A 23,402-nucleotide genomic window follows, 5' to 3' on the forward strand; every position below is an offset into this window, starting at 1 on the left:
TTGTCCGCACCAGTCTGGAGCGTCGATCCCCGTACCGGTAACCGCCGGGAGCAGGTCGCCACCGAGGCGACCGCCGAGGAGGTCGACACGACCGTACGCGCCGCGCACGCCGCCGCCCCGGCGCTCGCCGAACGCGCGCAGCGCGCCCGGTTGCTGCGGGCCGCGGCCGACCTCTTCGACCAGCACGTCGACAAGGTCGTCGAGTGCGCCGACGCCGAGACCGCCCTCGGGCCCGGTCGGCTCAGCGGCGAACTCACCCGCACGACCTACCAGTTGCGTGCCTTCGCCGACATCGCCGAGGCCGGCGACTTCCTCGACGTGCGCATCGACCACGCCGACGCCGCCCTCACCCCGCCGCGGCCCGACCTGCGCCGCTGGAAGGTGCCGCTCGGCGTCGTCGCCGTCTACTCCGCCTCGAACTTCCCGCTCGCCTTCTCCGTCCCCGGCGGCGACACCGCCAGCGCGCTCGCCGCCGGCTGCCCCGTCGTGGTCAAGGCCCACCCCGACCACCCCGGCACCTCCGAGCTGGCCGCGGCACTGCTGCACCGCGCGGCCGAGGAGGCGGGGCTGCCGCAGGAGGTCGTCTCCGTCGTCCACGGCTTCGACGCGGGCGTGGAGCTGGTGCGCCATCCCGTCGTGGCCGCCGCCGGGTTCACCGGCTCGGTCCGCGGCGGGCGGGCCCTGTTCGACGCCGCGGCGGCCCGGCCCCGGCCGATCCCGTTCCACGGCGAGCTGGGCAGCCTCAACCCCGTCGTCGTCAGCGCGGCGGCGGCGGAAGAGCGCGCCGAGGAGATCGGCGCCGGGCTCGCCGGGTCGATGACGCTGGGCGTCGGGCAGTTCTGCACCAAGCCGGGGCTCGTGCTGGTGCCGGCGGGCGAGGCCGGCGACCGGCTCGTCACGTCGCTCACGGCGGCGGTCAGCGACACGGAGCCGGGAGTGATGCTCGACCCGCGGATGCGGGAGGCGTTCGTCGCGGGCGTACGGGAACGGGCCGGGCTGGACGGCGTGCAGAGCCCGGTGACACCGGGCGCGAACGGCGAGCACACCGTCAGCGGCGGCTTCCTCACCGTCGACGCCGAGCGCCTCGCGGGCGGCGGGGAGTACGACCTGCTGACGGAGGAGTGCTTCGGACCCGTGACCGTCATCGTGCGGTACGGGGACGTGGCGCAGGTCTCCGCGGTGCTGGCCCGGGTACCGGGCAACCTCACGGCGACCGCGCACCTGGGCGCGGGGGAGGCAGGCGGCTCGGAGGCCGCCGGCGGTGCGGACGCCGCGGACGGCGGCGCGGCGCAACTGCTCGCCGAACTGACGCCGCTCGCCGGGCGGATCCTCGTCGACGGCTGGCCCACGGGCGTCGCCGTCGCCCCGGCGCAGCACCACGGCGGCCCGTATCCGGCGACGACGTCCACCTCGACGTCCGTCGGCGGCACGGCGATCGAGCGCTGGCTGCGCCCCGTGACGTACCAGAACGCGCCCCAGGCGCTGCTCCCCGCCGAGCTGCGCGAGGACAACCCCGCGGGCGTGCCCCGCACGGTGGACGGCGTCCGGGAGAGCTGACGCACGGGCCGGGCGGCGGCGGTTCGAAGGTTCGAACGCCGTCCGCACTCGTCACCCGTGGGGGCGGTGCGAGCCCGCGAACCGCGGGGTGTCCCGGCAGGATGTCTCCCCGGGAGAGCCCGACGCGCTCCCGGGGAGGAGCACCATGGCCGCCCGGTCCAGGCGCCTGGCCGCGGCGTGCGCGATCGTCGCCGCGCTGGCGTTCGTCGCCGTGCCGAACGCACGCACCGCGGACACGCCGCGCGTCGACCTCGCCGTCCTCGTCGTGGACGACGGCGGGGAGCCGGTCGCGGCGATCACCGAGCACCTGGCGGCGATCGGGACGCCGGTCACGGCGGTGCGGCTCGGGGAGCGGGACCGGCCGCGGATCGACGAGGGGTTCCTGGCCGGAACCGAGGACGGGCGACCGCGGGCGCGGTACCAGGCGGTGGTGGTGCCGGGTGCTCCGGCCCCTGCCGCTGCCCCCGCCGCCGTCCCCGCCGCTGAACCCGCGCGAGCCCTCGGCCACGCGGAGACCGCCGCGCTCGCCGCGTACGAACGGCGCTTCGGCATCCGCCAGGTCGACGCCCACGCCGCCCCCGGCCCGCACGCCGCCTTCGGCGCGCCCGCGTGGTCCGGCAGCCTCGACGGCCGTACGGCCCGCGTCACCCCCGCCGGACGGGCCGGGCCCTTCGGCTACCTCAGGGGGCCCGTGCCGTTCGCGGACCTCGATCCACGGGCGGCCGAGACGTACGGCCATCTCGTCCGGCCGGGCCCGGACTTCACGCCGTACGTGGCCGCCGCGGTACCCGGGAAGCCGCGGGTGCGCGGCGCGCTCGTGGGCGAGCACGCCGGGGACGGCCGGCGCCGGCTCCTCGTGACGTTCGGGCGGCCCGGCGACCGGCTCGCGTACCGGCTGCTGGCCCGCGGCATCGTCGAATGGGCCACGCAGGGCGTCCATCTGGGCGCCGCCCGCTACGCGTTCGCCGTCCACGTCGACGGCGTCTTCGGCAGCGACGCCCGCTGGGACCGCGCCGGCGACTGCACCTCGGGCACCGCCGGGTGCGCCGACCTGCCGCCGGTCCGGATGAACGGCGCCGACGCCGCGTACGCCCGCGCGTGGTCGGCCGACCGGGACCTGACACTCGACCTCGTCTACAGCGGCGGCGCCGCCGAGCGCCACCGCCGCGCGCACGGCGGCGCCGACGCGCTGGCCGACCGGCTGATCACCGACCGCGAGGCGTACCGCTGGGTCAACGGCACGTACGACCGCGCGCCTCTCGGCTGCCTCCGCGGGAGCGGCGGCGGTGCGGCGCGCTGCGCGCGGGACGAGGCCGGCGAGGTGCGGTGGACGCCGGAGCGGCGCATCGCGCGGCAGATCGGGGACAACGTCGGCTGGGGGCGCGTCAGGAACCTGCTCGTGCGCCGGGACGAACTGGTCACCGCAGGCCACACCGGTCTCGCCGCCCCGCCGGGCCAGCCGCTCGACAACCCGAACCTCGCCCCCGCCCTCGGCACCACCGGCGTCCGCTGGCTCGCCTCCGACCGCGCCCGGGACCCGCTGCGGCGCCGCGTCGGGACGGCGTCGACGCTGCCGCGGCACGCGCTGGGACTGTTCCCGGGGGCGGGGAGGGAGGAAGAGCAGGTCGACGCGTACGCGTACCGGTACGGGCAGGGCGGCCGGGCCGCGGGCGGTGCCGCCGAGGCCGCGGGCGACGGGTGCGAGGACGGAGACGGCCGGGACCCGGGCGGCGGCGGCCGGTGCCGGGCCGCGCCGCTCGACCCCCGCTCCGGCTACCGCTCCCACCTCGTGCCCCGCGCGGCCCGTACCGCCCTCGGCCACGTCCTCGCCGCCGACCCCGGCCCGCACTACCTCCACCAGTCGAACCTCGCCGAGGACCGCATCGCGTACCCCCTGCTGGACCGCGTGCTCGCCGACTACCGCCGCCTGCTCACCCCCGCCACCCCGCTCGACAACCCGCGCCCCCGAGCCATCGCCCGCGACCTCCAGCGCCGCGCGGTCTGGGCGGAGGCGGTACGGAACGGGGAGGTCACCGCCTACCGCGTCGGCCGCTTCGTGACGGTACGGGCGCCGGCCGGCGTCGAGGTGCCCGTCACCGCGCCGCCCGGCGCCCGGCAGCGGTTCAGCCGCGGCGAGGCGGAGCCGGGCAGCCCGTACGCCGGGCGGGCCGCCGGCTGGACGTACGCCGATCCGGACCGCGGGGAGGTCGTCCTCCGGCTCCCCTGAACGCGCGGAGCCGCGCGGCGGGTGCTCGTACGGCGGTCGATTCGGCCGTTCACCGGCCGCGTGTACGAGGACCCCGCCGATCCCCGGGGACACCTCGCTGAGCAGCGGCGCGAGCCGGCGTCCCGGCGCGCCGGCGACGGCGGTGAACGGACTGTGCGGCGCACCGGTGTTCCTGCGCGGGCCCCTCCAACGGGTGATATGACGGTCAACTACTGCGATAGAGGGCAGAACCATGTCAGTTTGTACGTGCCGGACGCGATGCGGACATGCACGGTTCGCGTCCTGTGGGTCATTCCTCCCCCTCGGATCGCCCTCGCGTGAGGGAGATCTCCCGGAGCCGGGCCAGGGTCCGCTGGTCCGGCTCCGCTCGTCTGCGATCGACGCGGGGACGATACGGTCACCTGCGGGCCGGCGGCACAGGGCGTCCGCCGGCCGGGACGCGGAAGGGGCGGGTGAGACTGCGGGTGACGGTCCGGGTGATGCTCGTGACGCCGGCGGTCGACGCCGCGCTGCCGCACGCGGTGTTCGGCGCGGACGAGCCGCTGGACGCGGCGGGCCGACGTGCGGCGGAGCGCGCGGGAGCACACGCGGCGGCTTGGCTGCGTACCCACGCGCCGGCGTACGCCGCGCCGTCGGTCCGCTGCCGGCAGACGGCCGACGCGCTGGGGCTCGCGGCCGAGCCCGAAGCGGAACTGGCCGACTGGGACCTCGGCCGCTGGCGCGGGCGGGTGCTGGAGGAACTGGCGGCGACGGAGGGCGAGGCGGTACGGGCCTGGCTGACCGATCCGGCGGCGGCGCCGCACGGCGGGGAGTCGCTGCTGCAGTTGCGGGGGCGGGTGGGCGTCTGGCTGGACGCCCTGACCGGCCCGGCTGTCCCGCCCGACCCGGCCGACCGGACCGGCATGACGGACCCGGCCGGCCCGGCTGTCCCCACCGGCCCTGCCTGGCCACCCGCCCCCAGCGCCGCGAACGGCACCCCCGCCCGCCACGTCGTCGCCGTCGCCGAGCCCGCGGCCGTACGGGCCGCGGTGGTGCACGCCCTCGACCTGCCCTCCGCGGCCTTCTGGCGGCTGGACGTGCCCGCCCTGACCGGCACCGAGCTGACCGGCCGTGCCGGCCGCTGGAGCCTGCGCTGCGGAGTGCCGCTGACCTGGGACTCCGACGCCGAACGCGCCGCCGGCTCCTGACCCGGGTCCGGCGGGAATACCGCCGGTCGCCCGCCCGTTCGTACGGTCATGCGCGTAGAGATCTGGTCCGACATCGTCTGCCCCTGGTGCTACGTCGGCAAGGCCCGGTTCGAGAAGGGTCTCGCCGCCTTCTCCGGCCGGGACGACGTCGAAGTGGTGCACCGCTCGTTCGAGCTGGCCTCCGGGGCGCCGCGGGACGGCCGGAAGACCGTCGCCGTGGAGCTCCAGGCCAAGTACGGCTGGGACGACGCCACGCTCAAGGCGATGGAGGACCGGGTCGGCGCCGCCGCCGCGGCCGAGGGCCTCGGCATGCGCCACGACCGGTTCGTCACCGGCACCTTCGACCACCACCGCCTGCTGCACCTCGCCAGGGAGCGCGGGCTCCAGGACCGGCTCCTGGACGCGCTGTTCACGGCGAACTTCGCCGAGGCCCGCCCGATCAGCGAGGACGACACCATCGTCGACATCGCCACCGGCGCCGGCCTCGACGCCGACGAGGTGCGCAAGGTGCTCGCGGACGAGACCGCCTACGCCGACGCCGTCCGCGCCGACGAGCGGGAGGCCGCCGAGCTGGGCGCGGGCGGGGTGCCGTTCTTCGTCATCGACCGCCGCTTCGCCGTCTCCGGCGGGCAGCCGGCGGAGGTCTTCACGCAGGCCCTGGAGCAGGCCGCCGCCGCGGGCGGGCTGCAGACCGTCGCGACCGCGGGCGGCGACGGTGCCGTCTGCGCGGACGACTCCTGCGACGTGCCGTAGCCGACCGGCCGCAGGCGCAGACGCGTCCGCGCCCCCGCCCGGAGGTCCGGGCGGGGGCGCGGCGTTGTCCGGCGTCAGATCCCCGTGGCGACGTGGACGTACGCCATGCCGCCGGCGCTCCGGGTCACCGCACCGGCGTGAAGTCCCGCGCGCCGATGAAGTCCGGCCGCCGCACGGGCGCCGCGAACGGCTCCACCGCGGCGTTCTCCACGCTGTTGAACACAAGAAAAACGTTGCTGCGCGGGTACGGGGTGATGTTGTCGCCCGAGCCGTGCATGCAGTTGCAGTCGAACCAGGTCGCCGACCCGGCCGCGCCGGTGAACAGCTTGATGCCGTGCGCGTCCGCCATCTCCGTCAGCGCCGCGTCCGACGGCGTGCCGGCGTCCTGCATCTGCAGCGACTTCTTGTAGTTGTCCTTCGGCGTGGCGCCCGCGCAGCCGAGGAACGTCTTGTGCGACCCCGGCATGATCATGAGGCCGCCGTTGGTCTCGTAGTTCTCCGTCAGCGCGATCGAGACCGACACGGTCCGCATGTTCGGCAGGCCGTCCTCGGCGTGCCAGGTCTCGAAGTCCGAGTGCCAGTAGAAGCCGTTGGCACCGAACCCGGGCTTGACGTTGATCCGGCTCTGGTGGACGTACACCTCGGAGCCGAGGATCTGCCGCGCCCGGTGGAGGACGCGCTCGTCCCGCACCAGCTTGTCGAAGACGTCGCTGAGCTTGTGGATCTCGAAGATGGAGCGCACGGTCTGCGTGCTGGGCTCGATGATCGAGCGCTCGTCGGCGCGGATCCGGGGGTCCGCGACGAGCCGGTCCAGCTCCGCCCTGTACGTCTCCACCTCCTCCGGAGTGATGAGCTGGTCGACCGTCAGGTAGCCGTTGCGCTCGTAGCCCTCCATCTCCCAGGGCGGGATGGGCCCGTCGGCACCCGGTTCCGACCAGACCACCGGGTCCTGACGCGGCGTGCTCACTTCTTCGGCGCCGCGCGTCGGGTAGAGGTCGGTGACAGTCGGGCTGGCCATGGTTCTCAGTCCTCCTCAGTCAGCAGGGGGTACACGCCGTTGTCGTCGTGGTCTTCGCGGCCCGTGACCGGCGGGTTGAAGACGCAGATGCAGCGGAAGTCCTGCTTGATCCGCATCGTGTGCTTCTCGTGCCCGTCCAGCAGGTACATCGTCCCCGGCGTGATGACGTGCTTCTCGCCGGTCTCGTCGTTGGTGAGTTCGGCCTCGCCCTCGACGCAGACGACTGCTTCTATGTGGTTGGCGTACCACATGGAGGTCTCGGTGCCCGCGTAGAGCACGGTCTCGTGGAGGGAGAAGCCGACGCGCTCCTTCGCGAGCACGATGCGCTTGCTCTCCCAGGTGCCCGACGCGGACTTGATGTGCCGGTCGGTGCCCTCAAGCTCCTTGAAGGATCGGACGATCACGGTGGTTCTGCGCCTCTCTCTCGGGTCTGCCGGGTCTTTCGGGATCGGTCGGCGGCGGTTCTGTGGTCTGCCGGCGTGTACGCGTCCGCTCGTACGGGACGGCGCGGCGCCCGGCCGTCAGGAGGTCTCGCGGACCGCCCGGGCCAGCGTGCGCAGCCCCTCGTCCAGGTCGTCCGGCGTCGTCGTCAGTGCCGGCAGCAGCTTGACGACCTCGCTCTGCGGCCCCGAGGTCTCCAGGATGAGCCCCAGCTCGAAGGCGCGCCGGCAGACACGCGCGGCGCGCGCCGGGTCGGGGAACTCCAGCCCCCACACCATGCCGCGGCCGCGGTACGTGGCGTCCGTGTCGGCGTGCTCCGCGCAGATCGCGATCAGCGCCTGCTCGATCTGCTCGCCGCGCGCGAGGGTCTGCTTCTCCATCTGGCCGTCGGCCCAGTACGTGTCGAGCGCCGCGGTCGCGGTGACGAACGCCGGGTTGTGGCCGCGGAACGTGCCGTTGTGCTCGCCCGGCTCCCAGATGTCCAGCTCCGGCTTGAAGAGCGTGAGCGACATCGGCAGCCCGTAGCCGCTCAGGGACTTGGACAGCGTGACGATGTCCGGCGTGATGCCGGCGTCCTCGAAGGAGAAGAAGCCGCCGGTGCGGCCGCAGCCCATCTGGATGTCGTCGACGATGAGCAGCATGTCGCGGCGTTTGCACAGCTCGGCGAGGCCGCGGAGCCACTCGGCGCGGGCCACGTTGATGCCGCCCTCGCCCTGGATGGTCTCGACGATGACGGCGGCGGGCTTGTTGAGCCCGGAGCCCTGGTCCTCCAGCAGCCGCTCGAACCACAGGAAGTCCGGGACCTGGCCGTCGAGGTAGTTGTCGAACGGCATCGGGGTGCCGTGCACCAGCGGGATGCCGGCGCCGGCGCGCTTGAAGGCGTTGCCGGTGACGGCGAGCGAGCCGAGCGACATGCCGTGGAAGGCGTTGGTGAACGAGACGATGGCCTCGCGGCCCTTGACCTTGCGGGCCAGCTTCAGCGCGGCCTCGACGGCGTTGGTGCCCGTCGGCCCCGGGAACATCACCTTGTACGGCAGGTCGCGGGGGCGCAGGACGACGTTCTGGAAGGTCTCCAGGAACGCGCGCTTGGCGGTGGTGGCCATGTCCAGGCCGTGCACGATGCCGTCGCGCTCCAGGTAGTCGAGGAGCGCGCGCTTGAGCACGGCGTTGTTGTGGCCGTAGTTGAGGGATCCGGCGCCGGCGAAGAAGTCGAGGTAGGTGTGGCCGTCCTCGTCGTACAGATAGCTGCCCTGGGCCCGGTCGAAGACCGCGGGCCAGCCACGGCAGTAGCTGCGCACCTCCGACTCCAGGGTCTCGAAGACGCTCAGGGCGGGCGGTGTGATGGTCACAGCGTTCTCCTGGGAGATGATCCGATGTGCGGGGGGTACGAATGGTGCGGTGCGGTCAGCCCGCGAGCGGGCCGATGCGGTACAGCAGCTCGGGCTCGTGTCCGTCCGGGAAGTGCTCTCCGCGGAACAGCACGTCGCGGTCGACGTCGGCGCCGTGACGGCGCGCGTACGAGCGGAAAAGCTGGTCGGAGGCGGAGTTGTCCGGGGTGATGGTCGTTTCGAGGCCCCGTATGCCGCGGTCCTGCAGCGCGCGCTCGGTCAGCCCGTCGAGCAGGGCGCCGGCGAGGCCGCGGCCGCGGAAGGCCGCGTCCACGGCGATCTGCCAGACGACGAGGGTCTCCGGCCGGGCAGGTCGTATGTAGCCGGTGACGAAGCCGACCGGGGCGCCGTCCGAGTCCCGTGCCACGACCGTGGTGTCGGCGAAGTCGCGGCACCACAGCAGGTAGCTGTACGAGGAGTTGAGGTCCAGCGACCCGGAGTCGCGTGCGATGCGCCAGATTGCGGCGCCGTCCTCGATTCGCGGGGTGTCCAGCCGGACACCGGCCTCGTCTGCAGATGCGGTACGGGGTTTATCGGGAGGGCCTGCTAGGTCTGCTTGTGCGGCAGTCATGCAGATTGAATTTACCTAGCGGAAATTGAAATCGCACGGCCGGCAGGGGTTACAAAAGGGACGTAGATGTGTTATCCGCGGGCACGCGCGAGCGCGCGAGCAGACGGGGATATGCCCGGTATCTCACGGAATTCCCGGGGGGACTTGGCATCCAGACCCGAAATGTAACGGATTGATAACGACTCCGGCCGCTGTCCGGATTGAGAAGGTTGACTGGCCGAAAATTTACCTGGTTTACCCGGCCGGGAAGCGGGCAGAAGAAGACGGGAAAATCACTTCGCGGAGGCGACGATAAACTGTCGTTAAACATACGTCAATGCCTCACCCCCCGTGTTCGTTCCTTCGCGTGAAGGTGTCTGTGGTACGCCCCGGGAGATCACCGGGGTCGGCCGTTGGCTAGGGTGCCCCGCATGAGCGAGACCCCGGTGCTGCGCGTCCGGGGCCGGGTGCTGACCGGCCGCGAGGAGACCCGAGACGAGCTGTGGGTGGTGGGCGGCCGCGTCACCTTCACGCCGCCGGCCGCCGCTCGTGAGGTCGTCGACATCGACGGGTGGGCGCTCCCCGGGCTCGTCGACGCCCACTGCCACGTCGGGCTCGACGCCCACGGCGCCGTGGACGACGTCACCAGCGAGAAGCAGGCCCGCACCGAGCGCGACGCCGGCACCCTGCTGCTGCGCGACGCGGGCTCCGCCGCCGACACCCGCTGGATCGACGACCGCGACGACCTGCCGCGGATCGTCCGCGCCGGCCGCCACATCGCGCGTACCCGCCGGTACATCCGCAACTTCGCCCACGAGATCGAACCGGCCGACCTCGTCGCGTACGTCGCCCACGAGGCGCGCAGGAGCGACGGCTGGGTCAAGCTCGTGGGCGACTGGATCGACCGCGACGCCGGCGACCTCCGGCCCTGCTGGCCGCGCGAGGCCCTGGCCCCCGCCATCGCCGAGGCCCACCGCCTCGGCGCCCGGGTGACCGCCCACTGCTTCGCCGAGGACTCGCTGCGCGACCTGGTCGAGGCGGGCATCGACTGCATCGAGCACGCCACGGGACTGACCGAGGAGACCGTGCCGCTCTTCGCCGAGCGCGGCGTCGCCATCGTGCCCACACTGATCAACATCGCGACGTTCCCGGAGCTCGCGGCGGGGGGCGAGGCCAGGTTCCCGCGCTGGGCGGACCACATGCGCCGGCTGCACGCCCGCCGGTACGCCACCGTGCGCGCCGCCTACGACGCCGGAATCCCCATATACGCGGGCACCGACGCCGGGGGGTCGCTCGCGCACGGGCTGCTCGGGCAGGAGGTGGGCGAGCTGGTGGCCGCCGGGATCCCCGCGGCGGACGCGCTCTCCGCGGCGACGTGGGGCGCGCGGGAGTGGCTCGGGCGCCCGGCGCTCGAGGAGGGGGCGCCGGCGGACCTCGTGGTCTACGAGGCGGATCCGCTGGCCGACGTGCGGGTGCTGACGGCACCGCGGCGGATCGTGCTGCGGGGGCACATCGTCGCCTGAGGGCGGCGGAGAGAACGCCTGAGGGCGGCGGAAGGCCGAGAGCAGAGAGCCGGGAGGCGCGGGGCAACTTCCGGGAACTGATTCGCCCGATGGGATGAACGAGCGCAGAGTGTCCGTGGCGTCACCCTGAGTGCGTGAGCATGGCGGGGCAGTTGACGATCCGACGACCGTTCACCCGTGGGGGGTTTGTTCCGTGTCCCGTCTGTTCCGCCCGTTCCGTTTGTCCGGTCTGTCCCGCATGCCCGCGACCGTCGCCACGGCCGCCGCGCTGGCCACCTGCCCCGCCCTGCTCCTGGCCGCGCCCGCGCACGCCGACGACACCGACCCCGCCCCGGCGCGTACGGGCTCGGCCGACGCCTCCGTGCTCCGCGCCGACCTCGACGTGTCCCTGCTCGACAGGACCGTGCAGGTGCCGGTGCTCGCCACGCTCAACGAGGTCCGCCTGCCGGCCGGGGGCCACGACTCCGGCGCCGCGGACAAGACCGCACTCGACGTGCGTGTCGACGGCCTCGCCGCCGAAGGGGCCGAACACCCGGACGGCGCCGAGGCGGTGACCCTCGCGCGCGCCGAAGTCGCCACCGCCGACGCCACCGTGGACGAGGACGGCGCCGAGGCGTCGTCGCACCTCGCCCGCGCCGAGGTGCACGTCCCCGGGCTGCCCGCGCTCTCCCTGATCAAGGTCGAGGAGGTGACGTCGGAGGCCGTGTGCGCGGTGGGCGAGAAGCCGGTGGCCGAGTCCGACACCCTCGGCTCCGTCACCGTGCTGGGCAAGCGCGTCACGGTCACCGTCGGCGGGGAGCCGACGGTGGTCACCGTGCCGGGCGTCGGGGAGGTGTCGCTCGGCTTCTCGCAGACGGAGACCACACGGTCGGCGGCGAGCGCCGCGGCGCTGCGGCTCCAGGTGTCCGTGAACCCGCTGAAGCTGAACGTCGCCGAGGTCGCGGGCGAGGTGACCCTGGTCGAGGCGGCCTGCGAGACGCCCGCCGGCGGTACGGACACCCCGGAGGAGCCCGGCGACCGGCCGCAGGGGGACGCGGAGCCGGTGCAGGACGCGAAGCCGGCGGACCCGGGCTACGAGCGGCGCCTCGCCGAGACGGGCGGCAGTTCGGCGACCCCGTACCTGGTCGGCGGCGCGGTGCTGCTCGTCGGCCTCGGACTGGCCGGCGTCGTGCTGGCCCGTTTGCGGGCGCGGGGCTGAGACGCGCGAGAGCGGCGCGCGTACGGCACCGCGTTCGAAGGCCGTACCGGTAGGCGCGCGTTCGCCCGCGTACCGGTACGGCCGCTACCCCTTCGGCGCCCCGGGCGGCAGGAACGGCAGGTCGCCCGGGGCGCCGGACTCGATCAGGCGCAGCAGCGCCTTCGTGTCCGCGTGCTCCTCGATCAGGTCCCCCAGCCGCTCCAACTGCTCCTCCCGCAGCCCCGCGAACGACGTGTCCGGCGCCGGCACGAACGCCCGCCCCGCGTCCGCCGCCACCCGCCGCAGAAACGCCCGCCGGAAGCCGTCGTTCTCCAGCGCACCGTGCCAGTGCGTCCCCCACACCTGCCCCACCCGGCACCCGGCGAGGAACGGCTCCCCGCCGCGTATCTCCGCGACCCCGTGGTGGATCTCGTACCCCTCCACGGGCTCGCCCAGCGCCGTCCCCGCCGGCCGGCCCAGCGTCTTGTCCGCCGCGAACTCCACCCGCACCGGCAGCAGCCCCAGCCCGGCCACGGTGCCCGCCGGCCGCGCCTCCAGGCCCTCCGCGTCGGTGATCCGCTCCGCCAGCATCTGGAACCCGCCGCAGATGCCCAGCACCGGCCGCCCCTGCGCCGCCCGCCGCGCCACCACCGCGTCGATGCCCCGTTCCCGCAGCCACGCGAGCGCCCGTATCGTGCCCCGCGTCCCGGGCAGCACCACGAGGTCGGCGTCCGCCAGTTCCTCCGGCCGGTCGGTGAACTGCACGGCGACGCCCGGCTCCGCGGCCAGCGCGTCCACGTCGGTGAAGTTCGACATCAGCGGCACCGGCACCACCGCGACCCGCAGCACCTCCGCCCCGTACGGCGGCCGGGACGGCAACTCCCGTATTCGGCCGCGCAGCGACAGCCGCAGCCCGTCCTCCTCGTCGATGCCGAGCCCGTACCGGTACGGCAGCACCCCCAGGGTCTGCCGCCCGGTCAGCCCGCGGAGCATCGACAATCCCGGCTCCAGCAGCGCCACGTCACCGCGGAACTTGTTGACCAGGTAGCCGGCGACCAGGCTCTGGTCCGCGGCGCTCAGCAGCGCGGTGGTGCCGAAGAACGACGCGAAGACCCCGCCCCTGTCGATGTCCCCGACGACCACGACGGGCAGCCGCGCCGCCCGCGCCAGGCCCATGTTGACGATGTCGCCGTGCCGCAGGTTGATCTCCGCCGGGCTGCCCGCGCCCTCGCAGATCACCACGTCGTACGAGCGGCGCAACTGCTCCAGGCAGTCCGTGACCGTGTCGAACAGCTCCCGCTGCCGCTCCCCGTGGTAGTCCGCCGCGCTCAGCTCCGCCACCGGCCGGCCCAGCACCACCACCTGGCTGCGGGCCTCGCCGCCCGGCTTCAGCAGGACCGGGTTCATCAGCGCGCTGGGCTCGGTGCGGGCCGCCGCCGCCTGCATGGCCTGCGCCCGGCCGATCTCGGCGCCCTCGCGGGTCACGTACGAGTTGAGCGACATGTTCTGCGCCTTGAACGGCGCGACGGCGACCCCGCGCCGGGCCAGCCATCGGCAGATACCGGCGGTGACGACGCTCTTGCCCGCGTCCGACGTCGTGCCGGCGACCAGCAGGCCGCCGGCACGCGCCGTCACTTCACGATCAGAAAGATCCCGTACGCCACTGCCGCTGCACACAGCGTGAAGCATACGTACGCGCCCGTCCTGGCCAGGGCGGAGGGTGCGGTCTCCGTCTCCGCGGCGCCGTCCGGCCCCCCGGGTTCCGTCCGCGGCGAGAGGCCGACGATGCCGACCGTGAAGAGGCCCACGAGCGCCACCGTCATGACGAGGCTGACGCCGAAGACCTCGCCGAGTGCTGCCCAGTCGATGTCCATGCTGCTTCCTCAGTGCTCAGTCGGGGATCGGCCGGTCAGACCGTGGCCCGGGAGGTGGATCGCGGCGACGGTATGCTCACCCGCTCCGCGGCGCCGTCCGCGCCGCCGTCGGCGGCGGCCGCGACCGGCTGCCCGGTCTGCGGGTCCACGTCGTTGACGTTGGAGTGGTCGACCCGGTCGCGGCGCGAGGCGGCCCAGATCGTCGCGCTGGCGGCGACGCCGAGGACCGCGACCGTCACCACACCCCAGTCGCCCCGGTCGGCGAGGAACGCCGCCGCCCCGGCGATCAGCCCCGCGGCCGGCAGGGTGAGCCCCCACGCGGCGACCATCCGCCCGGCCGTGCTCCAGCGCACCACGCCGCCCTTCCTGCCCACGCCGGAGCCCATGATCGACCCGGAGCAGACCTGGGTGGTGGACAGCGCGAAGCCCAGGTGCGACGAGGCGAGGATCACCGTGGCCGAGCTGGTCTGGGCGGAGAAGCCCTGCGGCGGCTGGATGTCGGTGAGGCCCTTGCCCATGGTGCGGATGATGCGCCAGCCGCCGAGGTACGTGCCGAGCGCGATGGCGACGGCGGCGGAGACGATGACCCAGGCGGGCGGGTCGGAGTCGGGGGCGAGCGAGCCGCCGGTGATGAGCGCCAGGGTGATCACGCCCATCGTCTTCTGCGCGTCGTTGGTGCCGTGGGCGAGGGAGACCAGGGCGCCGGAGGTGATCTGCCCGGCGCGGTAGCCCTTCGCCGTCTGGCCTGCGGAGCGGCGGGCGGCCAGGCGGTAGGTCAGCCGGGTCGCGGCGGCGGCGGCGATGCCCGCGACCAGCGGTGCGGCGACGGCGGGGATGAGGACCTTCATGACGATGGCGTCCATGTGCACGCCGCCCCAGCCGACGGAGACGAGCGTCGCGCCGATGAGGCCGCCGAAGAGGGCGTGCGAGGAGCTGGAGGGCAGCCCGGCGAGCCAGGTCAGCAGGTTCCAGACGATCGCACCCACCAGCCCGGCGAAGATCACTTCTGGCCGGATGCCGGACCCTTCGTCGATGATGCCGCCGGAGATGGTCTTGGCGACTTCCACGGAGAGGAAGGCGCCGACGAGGTTGAGGACTGCGCTCATCGCCACCGCGGTCTTGGGCTTCAGCGCACCGGTGGAGATGGTGGTGGCCATGGCGTTGGCGGTGTCGTGGAACCCGTTCGTGAAGTCGAACACCAGGGCGGTGACGACGACGACTCCGATGATGAGAGTGAGGTGTTCCATGTACCCAAGCAATCCGCTCGAAGGTCGGGGGCCGTGAGGAACGTAGGTACTCCGAGTGAACACAAGGTGAACTGGACCGGACGGGGCGGTGACGGCATCGCACGGGTGTCGCAATGTCCCCGGCCCGGATGCTTCATGCGCAGGTCATAGGGAGGATACTGGTGCGTCACGCATGGCGTGAGCTTGTGGGGACCGCCCGGCGGATGTACGCCGAAGGGCTGGTCGTCGGAACCTCGGGAAACGTCTCCGTACGGGTGGGCGATCATGTGCTCATCACGCCGACCGGCGTTGCCTACGACGAGTTGGGCGACGACGACCTCGTGGCCGTCGACCTGCGGGGGCGGCAGACGGAGGGCGCGCTCAAGCCGACGAGCGAACTGCCCATGCACCTCGCGGTCTACGGGAACACCGACGCGCGCGCCGTGGTGCACACCCACGCCGTGCACGCGACGGCCGTCTCCACGCTCGTGCCCGAGCTGCCCACCGTCCACTACGCGACCGCGGCCCTCGGCGGCCCGGTGCGCGTCGCCCCGTACGCGCTGTACGGGACGGCGGAGCTGGCCGCCGGCATGCTGCGGGCGCTGGCCGGGCGGTCGGCGTGCCTGCTGCAGAACCACGGCACCGTCGCCCACGGCGCCGGTCTTGCGCAGGCGTACGAGAGGACCGCGCAGCTCGAATGGATGTGCCGGGTGTGGCTGGCGGCCTCTTCCGTGCCGGGGCTGAGCCCGTCGCTGCTGTCGGCGGACCAGCTCGGGGAGGTGGCGGAGAAGCTGAAGGGCTACGGCCAGGGGTGAGGCCCCCGCGCGGACGGCCGGCGCCCGGCGTGACCCGGGCGGGTCCGCGCACTGGCAGGGGCCGGTTCGTACGCGGACAATGGCCGGGATGCGTATCACACCGGCCGCCGCGGCCGTGACCAGCCTCCTCGCCGCCGGACTCGGCGCCGGGGCCGCCGCCGTGGCCGCCGGGCGGTACGGCTCCCGGGCCGCTCTGCGGCCCGCGCCCGCGGGCCCCGTCGGGTTCGGCGGCGCCCGGCTGCGGGTGATCGCCGCGGCCGACGGGCGGGTCACCCTCGCGCCCGGCTCGGCGCCCGCCCTGCGGCCCGAGCGGTACGGCCTGGCGGGCGACGGCGTGCACGCCGTCGTCGGCCCGCTGCTGCGCGCCGAGTCGTGGCCGGGCGGCCGGCTCGTGCGCAGCCTGGAGCGCGTCACGTACGGCAGCCTCGACGCGGGCACGCGGGTGCGGCTGACGCCGAAGGTGTACACGGGCACGCCCGCCACGGCCCTGCGCATCGCATACGAGGACGTGACCGTCGAAGGACCGCTGGGCCCGCTGCCCGCGTGGTACGTGCCGGGCTCCCGCGGCACCTGGGTCATCGCCGTCCACGGCCTCGGCGACACCCGCGAACAGGCCCTGACCGCCCTGCCGTTGCTGCACGAGCTGGGGCTCCCGGTCCTCGCCCCCGCCTACCGCGGCGACCCCGACGCCCCGCCGCCCCCCGGCGGCCGGGGCGCGCTCGGCCACGCCGAGTGGCCCGACCTCGACGCGGCGCTCCGCTGGGCGCTGCGCCGCGGAGCGCGGCGCGTGGTGCTGTACGGCTGGTCCGCCGGCGCCACCATGGCGCTGCGCACGGCGGCGGAGTCCCCGGCGGCCGACGGCATCGCGGGGCTGGTGCTGGACTCGCCGCTGCTCGACTGGCGCGCCGCGGTACGGGCCCTGGCCGGGCGCTCCGGCGCTCCCGGGCGGCTCGCCCTGCCGGCGCCGCTGCGCGGCCTCGCGGTGCTGGCGGCCGAGGAGTACCGGGAGTTGGACGCCGCGCTCGCCGTGCCCGACGCCCCGACGCTGGTGCTGCAGGGCCGGGCCGACGACGTCGCCCCGCTCGCCGCGGCCCGGGCGTTCGCGGCCCGCGGCGGCGACCGGCTGCTGCTCCGCGAGGTCCCCGACGGGCGGCACGCGGCGCTGTGGAACGCCACCCCGGAGGCGTACGAGGAGACGCTGCGCCGCTTCCTGACCCCGCTGCTCTGACCGGGGGCCGACCCGGATCCCGGGCCGCCGCGGCGGCCGCAGACGGCCCCTCGCCAACCCCGGATTGGGCTTTCGCCGCCCCACCCGCGAGACTTGGTGCGTGATGGCGCACCGTTCGCACCACCCGCCGCTCCGCCTCGTCCCCAGGCAGCCCCGCCGCGAGATGGCCGCCGCCGCCCGCCGGGCCGTCGTCGACCGGGCCCTACGCCCCGCCCCGCGGCCCCCGGAGGGCATCGCCTCGCCCCGGGTGCTCGCCGGCCACGCCCGCACCCTGCTCGCCGGGGCGGTGCGGGTCGCCAGGTGGGCCGAGGGGCGGGCACAGCCCTGGACCGAGGCCCCGCAGGCCGAGTGGGACCGGGCCCGGCTCGCGGGCCTGGTCGAGGTGCAGGGCGCGTACGCCCGCCCCGCCTGGCGGCTGCGGGCCTGGGACCGCGACGAGCGCGCCGTGCTCCGCGGCTGGGTCGCGCTCTTCGACGCCTGGTCGCTGGCCCACCCCGCGCCCGAGCCGCTGGCCCACGACTCCGTCGCCCTCGGCGACGCGATCGAGGCCATGCCGCAGATGCTTGCCCTGCTCCACCTCACCGGCGGCCCCGTCCGCGTACCCGCGCTGCTCGACCTCCTCGGCCAGCGCGTCGAGGAACTGCGCACCGAGCGCTGCGAGGTCGCGTACGGCAGCGAGCACACCCCCGTGCCGGGCCGGGCCGCCGAGCCGCCCGCCGCGGAGGCGGCGGACGCGGAGCTGCCGGGGCTGCTGCCCGGGCTGCTGGACTGGGCGCTGGAGGCGTTCGCGTCCGTGGGGGCGCTGACCCGCGACGGCGCCGACGTGTCGCTGACGCCGCTGGGCCACTGGGCCGTGTGGATGAAGATCGAGCAGATCTGCATCGCCGCCCAGGGCCCGGAGGGGCACATCGAGAAGCCCGCGGAGGCGATGCTCCGCAGTTGCGCGGGGCTGACCCCGGGACCGGCCCGGGCCGAGTACCGCGCGTGGCTGGCGGCGCGTCCTGCGGGCAGCGCGGTCGCCGAGCTGCTGGAGGTGGCGCGCGGCGACGACGCGCTGCTGCGCGGGCTGGCGTTCGAGGCGCTGCGCGCGGTGGGCGCGGCGGCGGAGGGCGCGGTGCGCGCGGCGTGCGCCGAGCCGATGCTGCGGCCGTACGCGCTGCTGTGGCTGGCGGAGCAGGAGGGCGGCGACGCGGACGACGCGCTGGGCGCGCTGAGCCGCGAGGAGGCGACCTGGCTGTGGGTCGACACCGCCGCGGCCGTCGCCGACCACGGCGAGGGCAGCCTGCTGGTGCGGCACCTGGAGTCCGCGGTGCAGGGCAGCGTGCCGGCGCTGCTGGCCGAGGTGGGGGGCGCGGGCCATCCCCGTACGGTCCAGGTGCTGGTGGCGCTGGCCGCCGCACACCCCGACCCGGCGGTCGCCAAGGCCGTCCGCCGGGCCGCCTTCCGGGTGCACACCGGCGGCGGCTGAGCGGGGCGGGCGCGGCCGGTCGGGCGTGGGTCAGCCGGGGTCGGGCGCGTACGTCCCGAAGCTCCAGACGTTGCCCTCGTGGTCCCGCGCCATGTAGTCCCGCGATCCGTAGTCCTGGTCGGTCGGCGGCATCAGGATCTCCACGCCGTGCGCCACGGCGTGCCGGTGGTGCGCGTCCACGTCGTCCACGACCACGTACACCCCGCTCGGGCCGGCGCCGCGCATCGCCTCGTCGAACCTCCCGCCCCTGTCCTTCGAGCCGAGCATCACCATCCCGTTGCCCTGGGCCAGCTCGGCGTGCGCCACCGTGCCGTCCTCGGCCTCGTACACCGCGACCTCCCGGAAGCCCAGCCCTTCGGTCAGCAGCCGGACGGCGGCCTTGGCGTCGCGGTACAGCAGGGTGGGGTAGACGGTCGCGGGGTTGTCGCTGCCGGGCATGCTGCTCACGTCCTCTCGATCGCTGTACGGGCAGTCTGGCACCGGCCACCGACACCGGCAGCCCGGCCGCGCTCCCCGGCGCCGGCGGCGAGGGCCGGCGGCGGGGCCCGGCGGCCGGGGTCCGGCGGAACAAACGGGTTGCGGCCCCGGATACACTGGCCGCATGGCAACTCTCCACGTGCATTAGACGGGGTAACGCGTCCGCACCGTCCCTGCCGCCGTCGACCCTGCCTGGAGAACTTCCGTGATCACCGCCACCGGCCTGGAGCTGCGCGCCGGCGCCCGCGTCCTCCTCGAATCCGCCACCTTCCGCATCGCCAGGGGCGACCGCATCGGTCTGGTCGGGCGCAACGGCGCCGGCAAGACCACCCTCACCAAGGTCCTGGCCGGCGAGGGCCAGCCGGCCGCGGGCACCGTCTCCCGCGGCAGCACCGTCGGCTATCTGCCGCAGGACCCGCGCACCGGCGACCTCGACGTGCTCGCCCGCGACCGCATCCTGTCCGCCCGCGGCCTCGACGCCGTCATCCGCAAGATGCGCGAGGACGAGGACCGGATGGCGAACGGCCAGGGCGCCACCCGCGAGAAGGCCATGCGGCGCTACGAGCGCATGGAGACCGAGTTCCTCACCAAGGGCGGGTACGCCGCCGAGGCCGAGGCCGCCACGATCGCCGCCAGCCTCGGGCTGCCCGACCGGGTCATGGGCCAGCCGCTCCACACGCTCTCCGGCGGCCAGCGCCGCCGCGTGGAGCTGGCGCGGATCCTCTTCTCCGACTCCGAGATCCTGCTGCTCGACGAGCCGACGAACCACCTCGACGCCGACTCGGTGGTCTGGCTGCGGGACTACCTGAAGACGTACCACGGCGGCTTCGTCGTCATCTCCCACGACGTCAACCTCGTCGAGACCGTCGTCAACAAGGTCTTCCTCCTCGACGCCAACCGCGCCCACATCGACGTCTACAACATGGGCTGGAAGCTCTACCTCGCCCAGCGCGAGGCGGACGAGAAGCGCCGCCGCCGCGAGCGCGCCAACGCCGAGAAGAAGGCCGCCGCGCTCAACGCCCAGGCCGACAAGATGCGCGCCAAGGCGACCAAGGCCACCGCCGCGCAGAACATGGCCCGCCGTGCCGAGCGGCTGCTCTCCGGGCTGGACGCGGAGCGGCAGGCCGACAAGGTCGCGCGGCTGCGGTTCCCCGACCCGGCCCCGTGCGGCAAGACCCCGCTGACGGCCGCGGGCCTGTCCAAGTCGTACGGCTCGCTGGAGGTCTTCACCGACGTCGACCTCGCCGTCGACAAGGGCTCCCGCGTCGTCATCCTCGGCCTCAACGGCGCCGGGAAGACCACCCTGCTGCGGCTGCTGGCCGGCGTCGAGAAGCCCGACACCGGCGAGGTCACCCCCGGCCACGGCCTCAAGCTCGGCTACTACGCGCAGGAGCACGAGACCCTCGACCCGGACCGCTCGGTGCTGGAGAACATGGCCTCGGCCGCGCCCGACATGGACGCCGTCGAGATGCGCAAGGTGCTCGGCTCGTTCCTCTTCTCCGGCGACGACGTCGACAAGCCCGCCCGCGTGCTCTCCGGCGGCGAGAAGACCCGGCTCGCACTGGCCACCCTCGTCGTCTCCTCCGCCAACGTGCTGCTGCTCGACGAGCCGACCAACAACCTCGACCCGGCCAGCCGCGAGGAGATCCTCGGCGCGCTGCGCACCTTCACCGGCGCCGTCGTCCTCGTCACCCACGACGAGGGGGCGGTGGACGCGCTGGAGCCGGAGCGGATCATCCTGCTGCCGGACGGCGTCGAGGACCTCTGGAACGCGGACTACGCAGACCTGGTAGCGCTTGCTTGATCACCCCCGTCTGGATCATTCGGCTCATGGGTGATCCATCATCTGAGTGAGTGCCGCTCGTACCACGGCGTGGCGCCTGGTCACCGGGCGTGCGGCGCCGGCTACGCGCGCACTCGCCGCCGCCGCGCCCCGGCACCGCCCCCTGACCTGCCTAATCACTCGGTGCCGCGGTCCCGGGCGGTCGGCGGGAAGGCTCGGAACGCCTGGTTCCGACAGCCCGCGGGAGGAACTCGGGGGAAAACCTCGTGTCGCGGACCTTGCCGAACGGGTGGCCAGGAGGCCATAAAGGGGTGATCATGAGAGTCCAGAGCGCACTTCCGTACGAGGAGGCACGGGTGGCCGAGACTCTGAAGAAGGGCAGCCGGGTTACCGGCGCCGCGCGCGAAAAGCTCGCGGCTGACCTGAAGAAGAAGTACGACTCCGGGGCGAGTATCCGGGCGCTGGCCGAAGAAACCGGCCGCTCCTATGGATTCGTGCACCGGATGCTCAGCGAATCCGGCGTGACCCTCCGCGGTCGCGGCGGTGCGACGCGAGGCAAGAAAGCGGCGTCCTGACGGACCGCCGCGGCCGCCCTGACCGGTGGCCTGGGCCCGCACAGGCACCCGGCCGGTCCGTCGGACCGGCCGGGTGGTTACTGTTCGGTATATGACAGAGCTGCTGCACAGAGACGGCGTACGGCTCGCCCTGGACGGCGAGGACGGCACGCTGGCCACGGTGACCCTCGACCACCCCGCCCGGCGCAACGCGCAGTCGCCCGCCATGTGGCGGGCGCTCGCCGCGGCGGGGCGCGAACTCCCCGGCAGCGTCCGCGTGGTGGTGCTGCGCGCCGAGGGCAAATCCTTCTCCGCCGGACTCGACCGGCAGGCATTCACCCCCGAAGGCTTTGCCGACGAGCCGTCATTCCTTGAGCTCGCCCGCTATTCCGACGGCGACCTCGACGCCGTCATCGCCGAATACCAGGAGGCGTTCACCTGGTGGCGGCGGAATGACATCGTTTCCCTCGCGGCGGTGCAGGGACATGCGATTGGCGCGGGTTTTCAGCTTGCCCTCGCCTGCGACCTCCGGGTGTGCGCGGACGACGCGCAGTTCGCGATGCGGGAGACGTCCCTCGGGCTGGTGCCCGATCTCACCGGAACCGGCCCGCTGGTGCAACTCGTGGGATATGCACGGGCGTTGGAGATGTGCGTGACGGGACGCCTCGTGCAGGCGGAGGAGGCCGAGCGGACGGGCCTGGCGAACCTCGTCGTCCCGGCGGCGGAGCTGGGTGCCGCGACCGCCGACCTGGCGGCGGCGCTGCTGGCGGCGCCGCGCGACGCGGTGATCGAGACGAAGGCGCTGCTGCGGGAGGCCGCGGGGCGGAGCTACGACGAACAGCGCACCGCGGAACGCGCGGCGCAGGCCCGCAGGCTGCGGGACCTCGCCGGGGCGGGGGAGTAGGAGACTCGGCCGCGGACGGCCGGGGGCCGGGGCCGCCGCGGTGGCCCCGGGCGTACGGCCGGGTGCGAGCCGGGTGGCCGCGGCGTGCCGCCGCGCGGAGCGGGTTACCGGATGTCGGTGACGAGGACGGTGACGGTCGCGGCGGAGGTCCGGGCGCGTACGGCGAGGGCGACGTCGAGGGCGCGGTAGGCGGAGTCGACGACGACGCGTACCTCGGCGTGGTCGCCGTCCCGCAGGACGCCGCCGTCGAGCACCCCGGCCACTTGCGGCGCGGCTGCCGCGGCGGGGGCGCCGGTGCCGGCGGGGGCGCCCGTGCTGGTGCGGGTGTCGGTGCCGGTGCGGGCGTCGGCCCCGGTGCGGGCGTCAGTGCCGGTGCGGGTCTCGGTGCTGGGGCGGGTGTCGGTGCTGGTGCCGGTCGCGGTGCCGGTCGCAGTGCCGGTCCCCGTGCTTGTGCTGGTGCCGGGGTCGGTCGCGGTGCCGGTGCCCTGAGCCGGAGGGCCGGGCTCTGCGGCGGTCGGCGGGGTTTCCAGAAGGCCGGTCACGTGGATGTCCGCCGCCGCCACGCGCAGCCCGAGGCGCTCTTCGGCGCCCCGCAGCAGCGCCTCCCGCAGGGCCTCCGCGGTCGCGGTCATCGGCCGGTCCGCCGCGGCGTCGCACTCCGCGGCGATCCGCAACTCCCCGTAAGGCAACGCACTGACGGGCGCCGGCCCCACCCCCGCCGCGGCGCCGTCCGCGTTGCCCGCGCCGTCCGCGGACTGCGCACCGGACCCGGAGCCGTCCGAACCCGCCTCTCCCCCGGCGGCCACCGCGTCCTCCGCCGGGCCCACCCGCAGCCCCGTCACGCGGGCCTCGCGCACCCCCGCCGCCGCGCGGCGCAGCGCACCCGCCGCCGCCCGTTCGGCGATCCACGCCCCGTCCTCCGCGGCGCCCAGGGGCAGCAGCCTGCCGAGCCCCACCTGCTCGCGCACCGCCCGCTCCCAGCTCCCCACCGTCATGCGCCCCATTCTCCCCCGCCCACCCGTTCGCCGGCCTTCGGTGGGCCGGCTGTCGCATTCCCGTGGCCCACTTGCTAGCGCACCGCCCTCAGCCCTCCGCCGTTCCGCACCGCACACACTCCCGCGCGCGGCCCACCCGATCGCCGGGGCCCGGGTGGGCGGGCTGTCGCGTTTCCCTGGCCCACCTGTTCGTGCGCCGCTTCCTCGCCACGGTGCACGCCGTCCCCCCTCCGCCCCGCGCGCGGCCCACCCGATCG

General features: G+C 74.6%; 21 protein-coding genes. 12 read left to right on the plus strand and 9 right to left on the minus strand.

Translation table 11 applies throughout. The annotated features are described in order from the left end of the window. From O7599_RS31920 to O7599_RS31935, 4 genes are all read left to right on the plus strand, one after another. Positions 1-1,557 (plus strand): aldehyde dehydrogenase (NADP(+)), encoded by a 1,557-nt coding sequence (locus O7599_RS31920; RefSeq protein WP_281619080.1) that lies wholly within the window; start codon positions 1-3, stop codon positions 1,555-1,557. A 145-nt stretch (positions 1,558-1,702) separates the two neighbouring features. Further along, complete coding sequence (locus tag O7599_RS31925) at positions 1,703-3,784, plus strand: hypothetical protein (protein WP_281619081.1); 2,082 nt, start codon at positions 1,703-1,705, stop codon at positions 3,782-3,784. 479 nt (positions 3,785-4,263) lie between these two features. After that, positions 4,264-4,971 carry a histidine phosphatase family protein gene (locus tag O7599_RS31930; protein WP_281619082.1) on the plus strand — a complete coding sequence of 236 codons (708 nt, stop codon included), beginning with the start codon at positions 4,264-4,266 and terminating at the stop codon, positions 4,969-4,971. A gap of 48 nt (positions 4,972-5,019) precedes the next feature. Beyond that, positions 5,020-5,724, plus strand: coding sequence for a DsbA family oxidoreductase (locus O7599_RS31935; protein WP_281619083.1), 705 nt, complete (start codon positions 5,020-5,022; stop codon positions 5,722-5,724). Between the two features lie 124 nt (positions 5,725-5,848). On the opposite strand, the gene thpD is transcribed toward O7599_RS31935, so the two are convergent. From thpD to ectA, 4 genes are all read right to left on the minus strand, one after another. Next, positions 5,849-6,742 carry an ectoine hydroxylase gene (thpD, locus tag O7599_RS31940; protein WP_281619084.1) on the minus strand — a complete coding sequence of 298 codons (894 nt, stop codon included), beginning with the start codon at positions 6,740-6,742 and terminating at the stop codon, positions 5,849-5,851. 5 nt (positions 6,743-6,747) lie between these two features. Continuing rightward, positions 6,748-7,146: an ectoine synthase gene (locus O7599_RS31945; RefSeq protein ID WP_281619085.1), complete on the minus strand. Its 399-nt coding sequence runs from the start codon at positions 7,144-7,146 to the stop codon at positions 6,748-6,750. Positions 7,147-7,263: 117 nt separating this feature from the next. Next, on the minus strand, positions 7,264-8,532 hold the full coding sequence (gene ectB, locus O7599_RS31950) for a diaminobutyrate--2-oxoglutarate transaminase (protein WP_281619086.1): 1,269 nt from the start codon (positions 8,530-8,532) through the stop codon (positions 7,264-7,266). Positions 8,533-8,587: 55 nt separating this feature from the next. Further along, the gene (gene ectA / locus O7599_RS31955; protein WP_281619087.1) at positions 8,588-9,142 is read right to left on the minus strand and encodes a diaminobutyrate acetyltransferase; all 555 of its coding nucleotides are present in this window, start codon (positions 9,140-9,142) and stop codon (positions 8,588-8,590) included. A 410-nt stretch (positions 9,143-9,552) separates the two neighbouring features. On the opposite strand from ectA, the gene O7599_RS31960 reads away from it, so the two are divergent. Further along, positions 9,553-10,644, plus strand: a complete 1,092-nt coding sequence (locus O7599_RS31960; protein ID WP_281619088.1) for an amidohydrolase family protein — start codon at positions 9,553-9,555, stop codon at positions 10,642-10,644. Between the two features lie 238 nt (positions 10,645-10,882). Then, a complete protein-coding gene (locus O7599_RS31965; RefSeq protein WP_281619089.1) occupies positions 10,883-11,842 on the plus strand; it encodes an SCO1860 family LAETG-anchored protein in 960 nt (319 codons plus the stop codon). 84 nt (positions 11,843-11,926) lie between these two features. Here O7599_RS31965 and O7599_RS31970 read toward each other — a convergent pair whose 3' ends face one another. From O7599_RS31970 to O7599_RS31980, 3 genes are read right to left on the minus strand one after another with little or no spacing between them, the layout of a single operon-like run. Continuing rightward, positions 11,927-13,456 (minus strand): cobyric acid synthase, encoded by a 1,530-nt coding sequence (locus O7599_RS31970; RefSeq protein WP_281619090.1) that lies wholly within the window; start codon positions 13,454-13,456, stop codon positions 11,927-11,929. Further along, on the minus strand, positions 13,453-13,695 hold the full coding sequence (locus tag O7599_RS31975) for a hypothetical protein (RefSeq protein WP_281619091.1): 243 nt from the start codon (positions 13,693-13,695) through the stop codon (positions 13,453-13,455). The genes O7599_RS31970 and O7599_RS31975 overlap by 4 nt, the downstream gene beginning before the upstream one ends. A gap of 35 nt (positions 13,696-13,730) precedes the next feature. After that, positions 13,731-14,942 carry an inorganic phosphate transporter gene (locus tag O7599_RS31980; protein ID WP_281619092.1) on the minus strand — a complete coding sequence of 404 codons (1,212 nt, stop codon included), beginning with the start codon at positions 14,940-14,942 and terminating at the stop codon, positions 13,731-13,733. A gap of 128 nt (positions 14,943-15,070) precedes the next feature. On the opposite strand from O7599_RS31980, the gene O7599_RS31985 reads away from it, so the two are divergent. The 3 genes from O7599_RS31985 to O7599_RS31995 all read left to right on the plus strand — a co-directional run bounded on the left by O7599_RS31985 (position 15,071) and on the right by O7599_RS31995 (position 18,432). Then, entirely contained in the window at positions 15,071-15,736 is a 666-nt protein-coding gene (locus tag O7599_RS31985; protein WP_281619093.1) for a class II aldolase/adducin family protein, read from the plus strand. An 88-nt stretch (positions 15,737-15,824) separates the two neighbouring features. After that, on the plus strand, positions 15,825-16,964 hold the full coding sequence (locus tag O7599_RS31990; RefSeq protein ID WP_281619094.1) for an alpha/beta hydrolase fold domain-containing protein: 1,140 nt from the start codon (positions 15,825-15,827) through the stop codon (positions 16,962-16,964). Positions 16,965-17,127: 163 nt separating this feature from the next. Then, positions 17,128-18,432, plus strand: a complete 1,305-nt coding sequence (locus O7599_RS31995) for a hypothetical protein (protein WP_281623603.1) — start codon at positions 17,128-17,130, stop codon at positions 18,430-18,432. Positions 18,433-18,462: 30 nt separating this feature from the next. On the opposite strand, the gene O7599_RS32000 is transcribed toward O7599_RS31995, so the two are convergent. Next, positions 18,463-18,870 carry a VOC family protein gene (locus tag O7599_RS32000; protein WP_281623604.1) on the minus strand — a complete coding sequence of 136 codons (408 nt, stop codon included), beginning with the start codon at positions 18,868-18,870 and terminating at the stop codon, positions 18,463-18,465. Between the two features lie 244 nt (positions 18,871-19,114). Between O7599_RS32000 and O7599_RS32005 the strand changes: the two genes are divergently transcribed. The 3 genes from O7599_RS32005 to O7599_RS32015 all read left to right on the plus strand — a co-directional run bounded on the left by O7599_RS32005 (position 19,115) and on the right by O7599_RS32015 (position 22,150). Continuing rightward, entirely contained in the window at positions 19,115-20,713 is a 1,599-nt protein-coding gene (locus O7599_RS32005) for an ABC-F family ATP-binding cassette domain-containing protein (protein ID WP_281619095.1), read from the plus strand. Positions 20,714-21,048: 335 nt separating this feature from the next. Continuing rightward, the gene (locus tag O7599_RS32010) at positions 21,049-21,267 is read left to right on the plus strand and encodes a helix-turn-helix domain-containing protein (RefSeq protein WP_281619096.1); all 219 of its coding nucleotides are present in this window, start codon (positions 21,049-21,051) and stop codon (positions 21,265-21,267) included. Positions 21,268-21,358: 91 nt separating this feature from the next. Further along, complete coding sequence (locus O7599_RS32015) at positions 21,359-22,150, plus strand: enoyl-CoA hydratase/isomerase family protein (protein ID WP_281619097.1); 792 nt, start codon at positions 21,359-21,361, stop codon at positions 22,148-22,150. Between the two features lie 104 nt (positions 22,151-22,254). Here the strand turns inward: O7599_RS32015 and O7599_RS32020 are convergent, their stop codons facing one another. Beyond that, positions 22,255-23,145 carry a hypothetical protein gene (locus tag O7599_RS32020; protein WP_281619098.1) on the minus strand — a complete coding sequence of 297 codons (891 nt, stop codon included), beginning with the start codon at positions 23,143-23,145 and terminating at the stop codon, positions 22,255-22,257. Positions 23,146-23,402: the final 257 nt, after the last annotated feature.

Source organism: Streptomyces sp. WMMC500 (assembly GCF_027497195.1).
Taxonomy (GTDB): domain Bacteria; phylum Actinomycetota; class Actinomycetes; order Streptomycetales; family Streptomycetaceae; genus Streptomyces.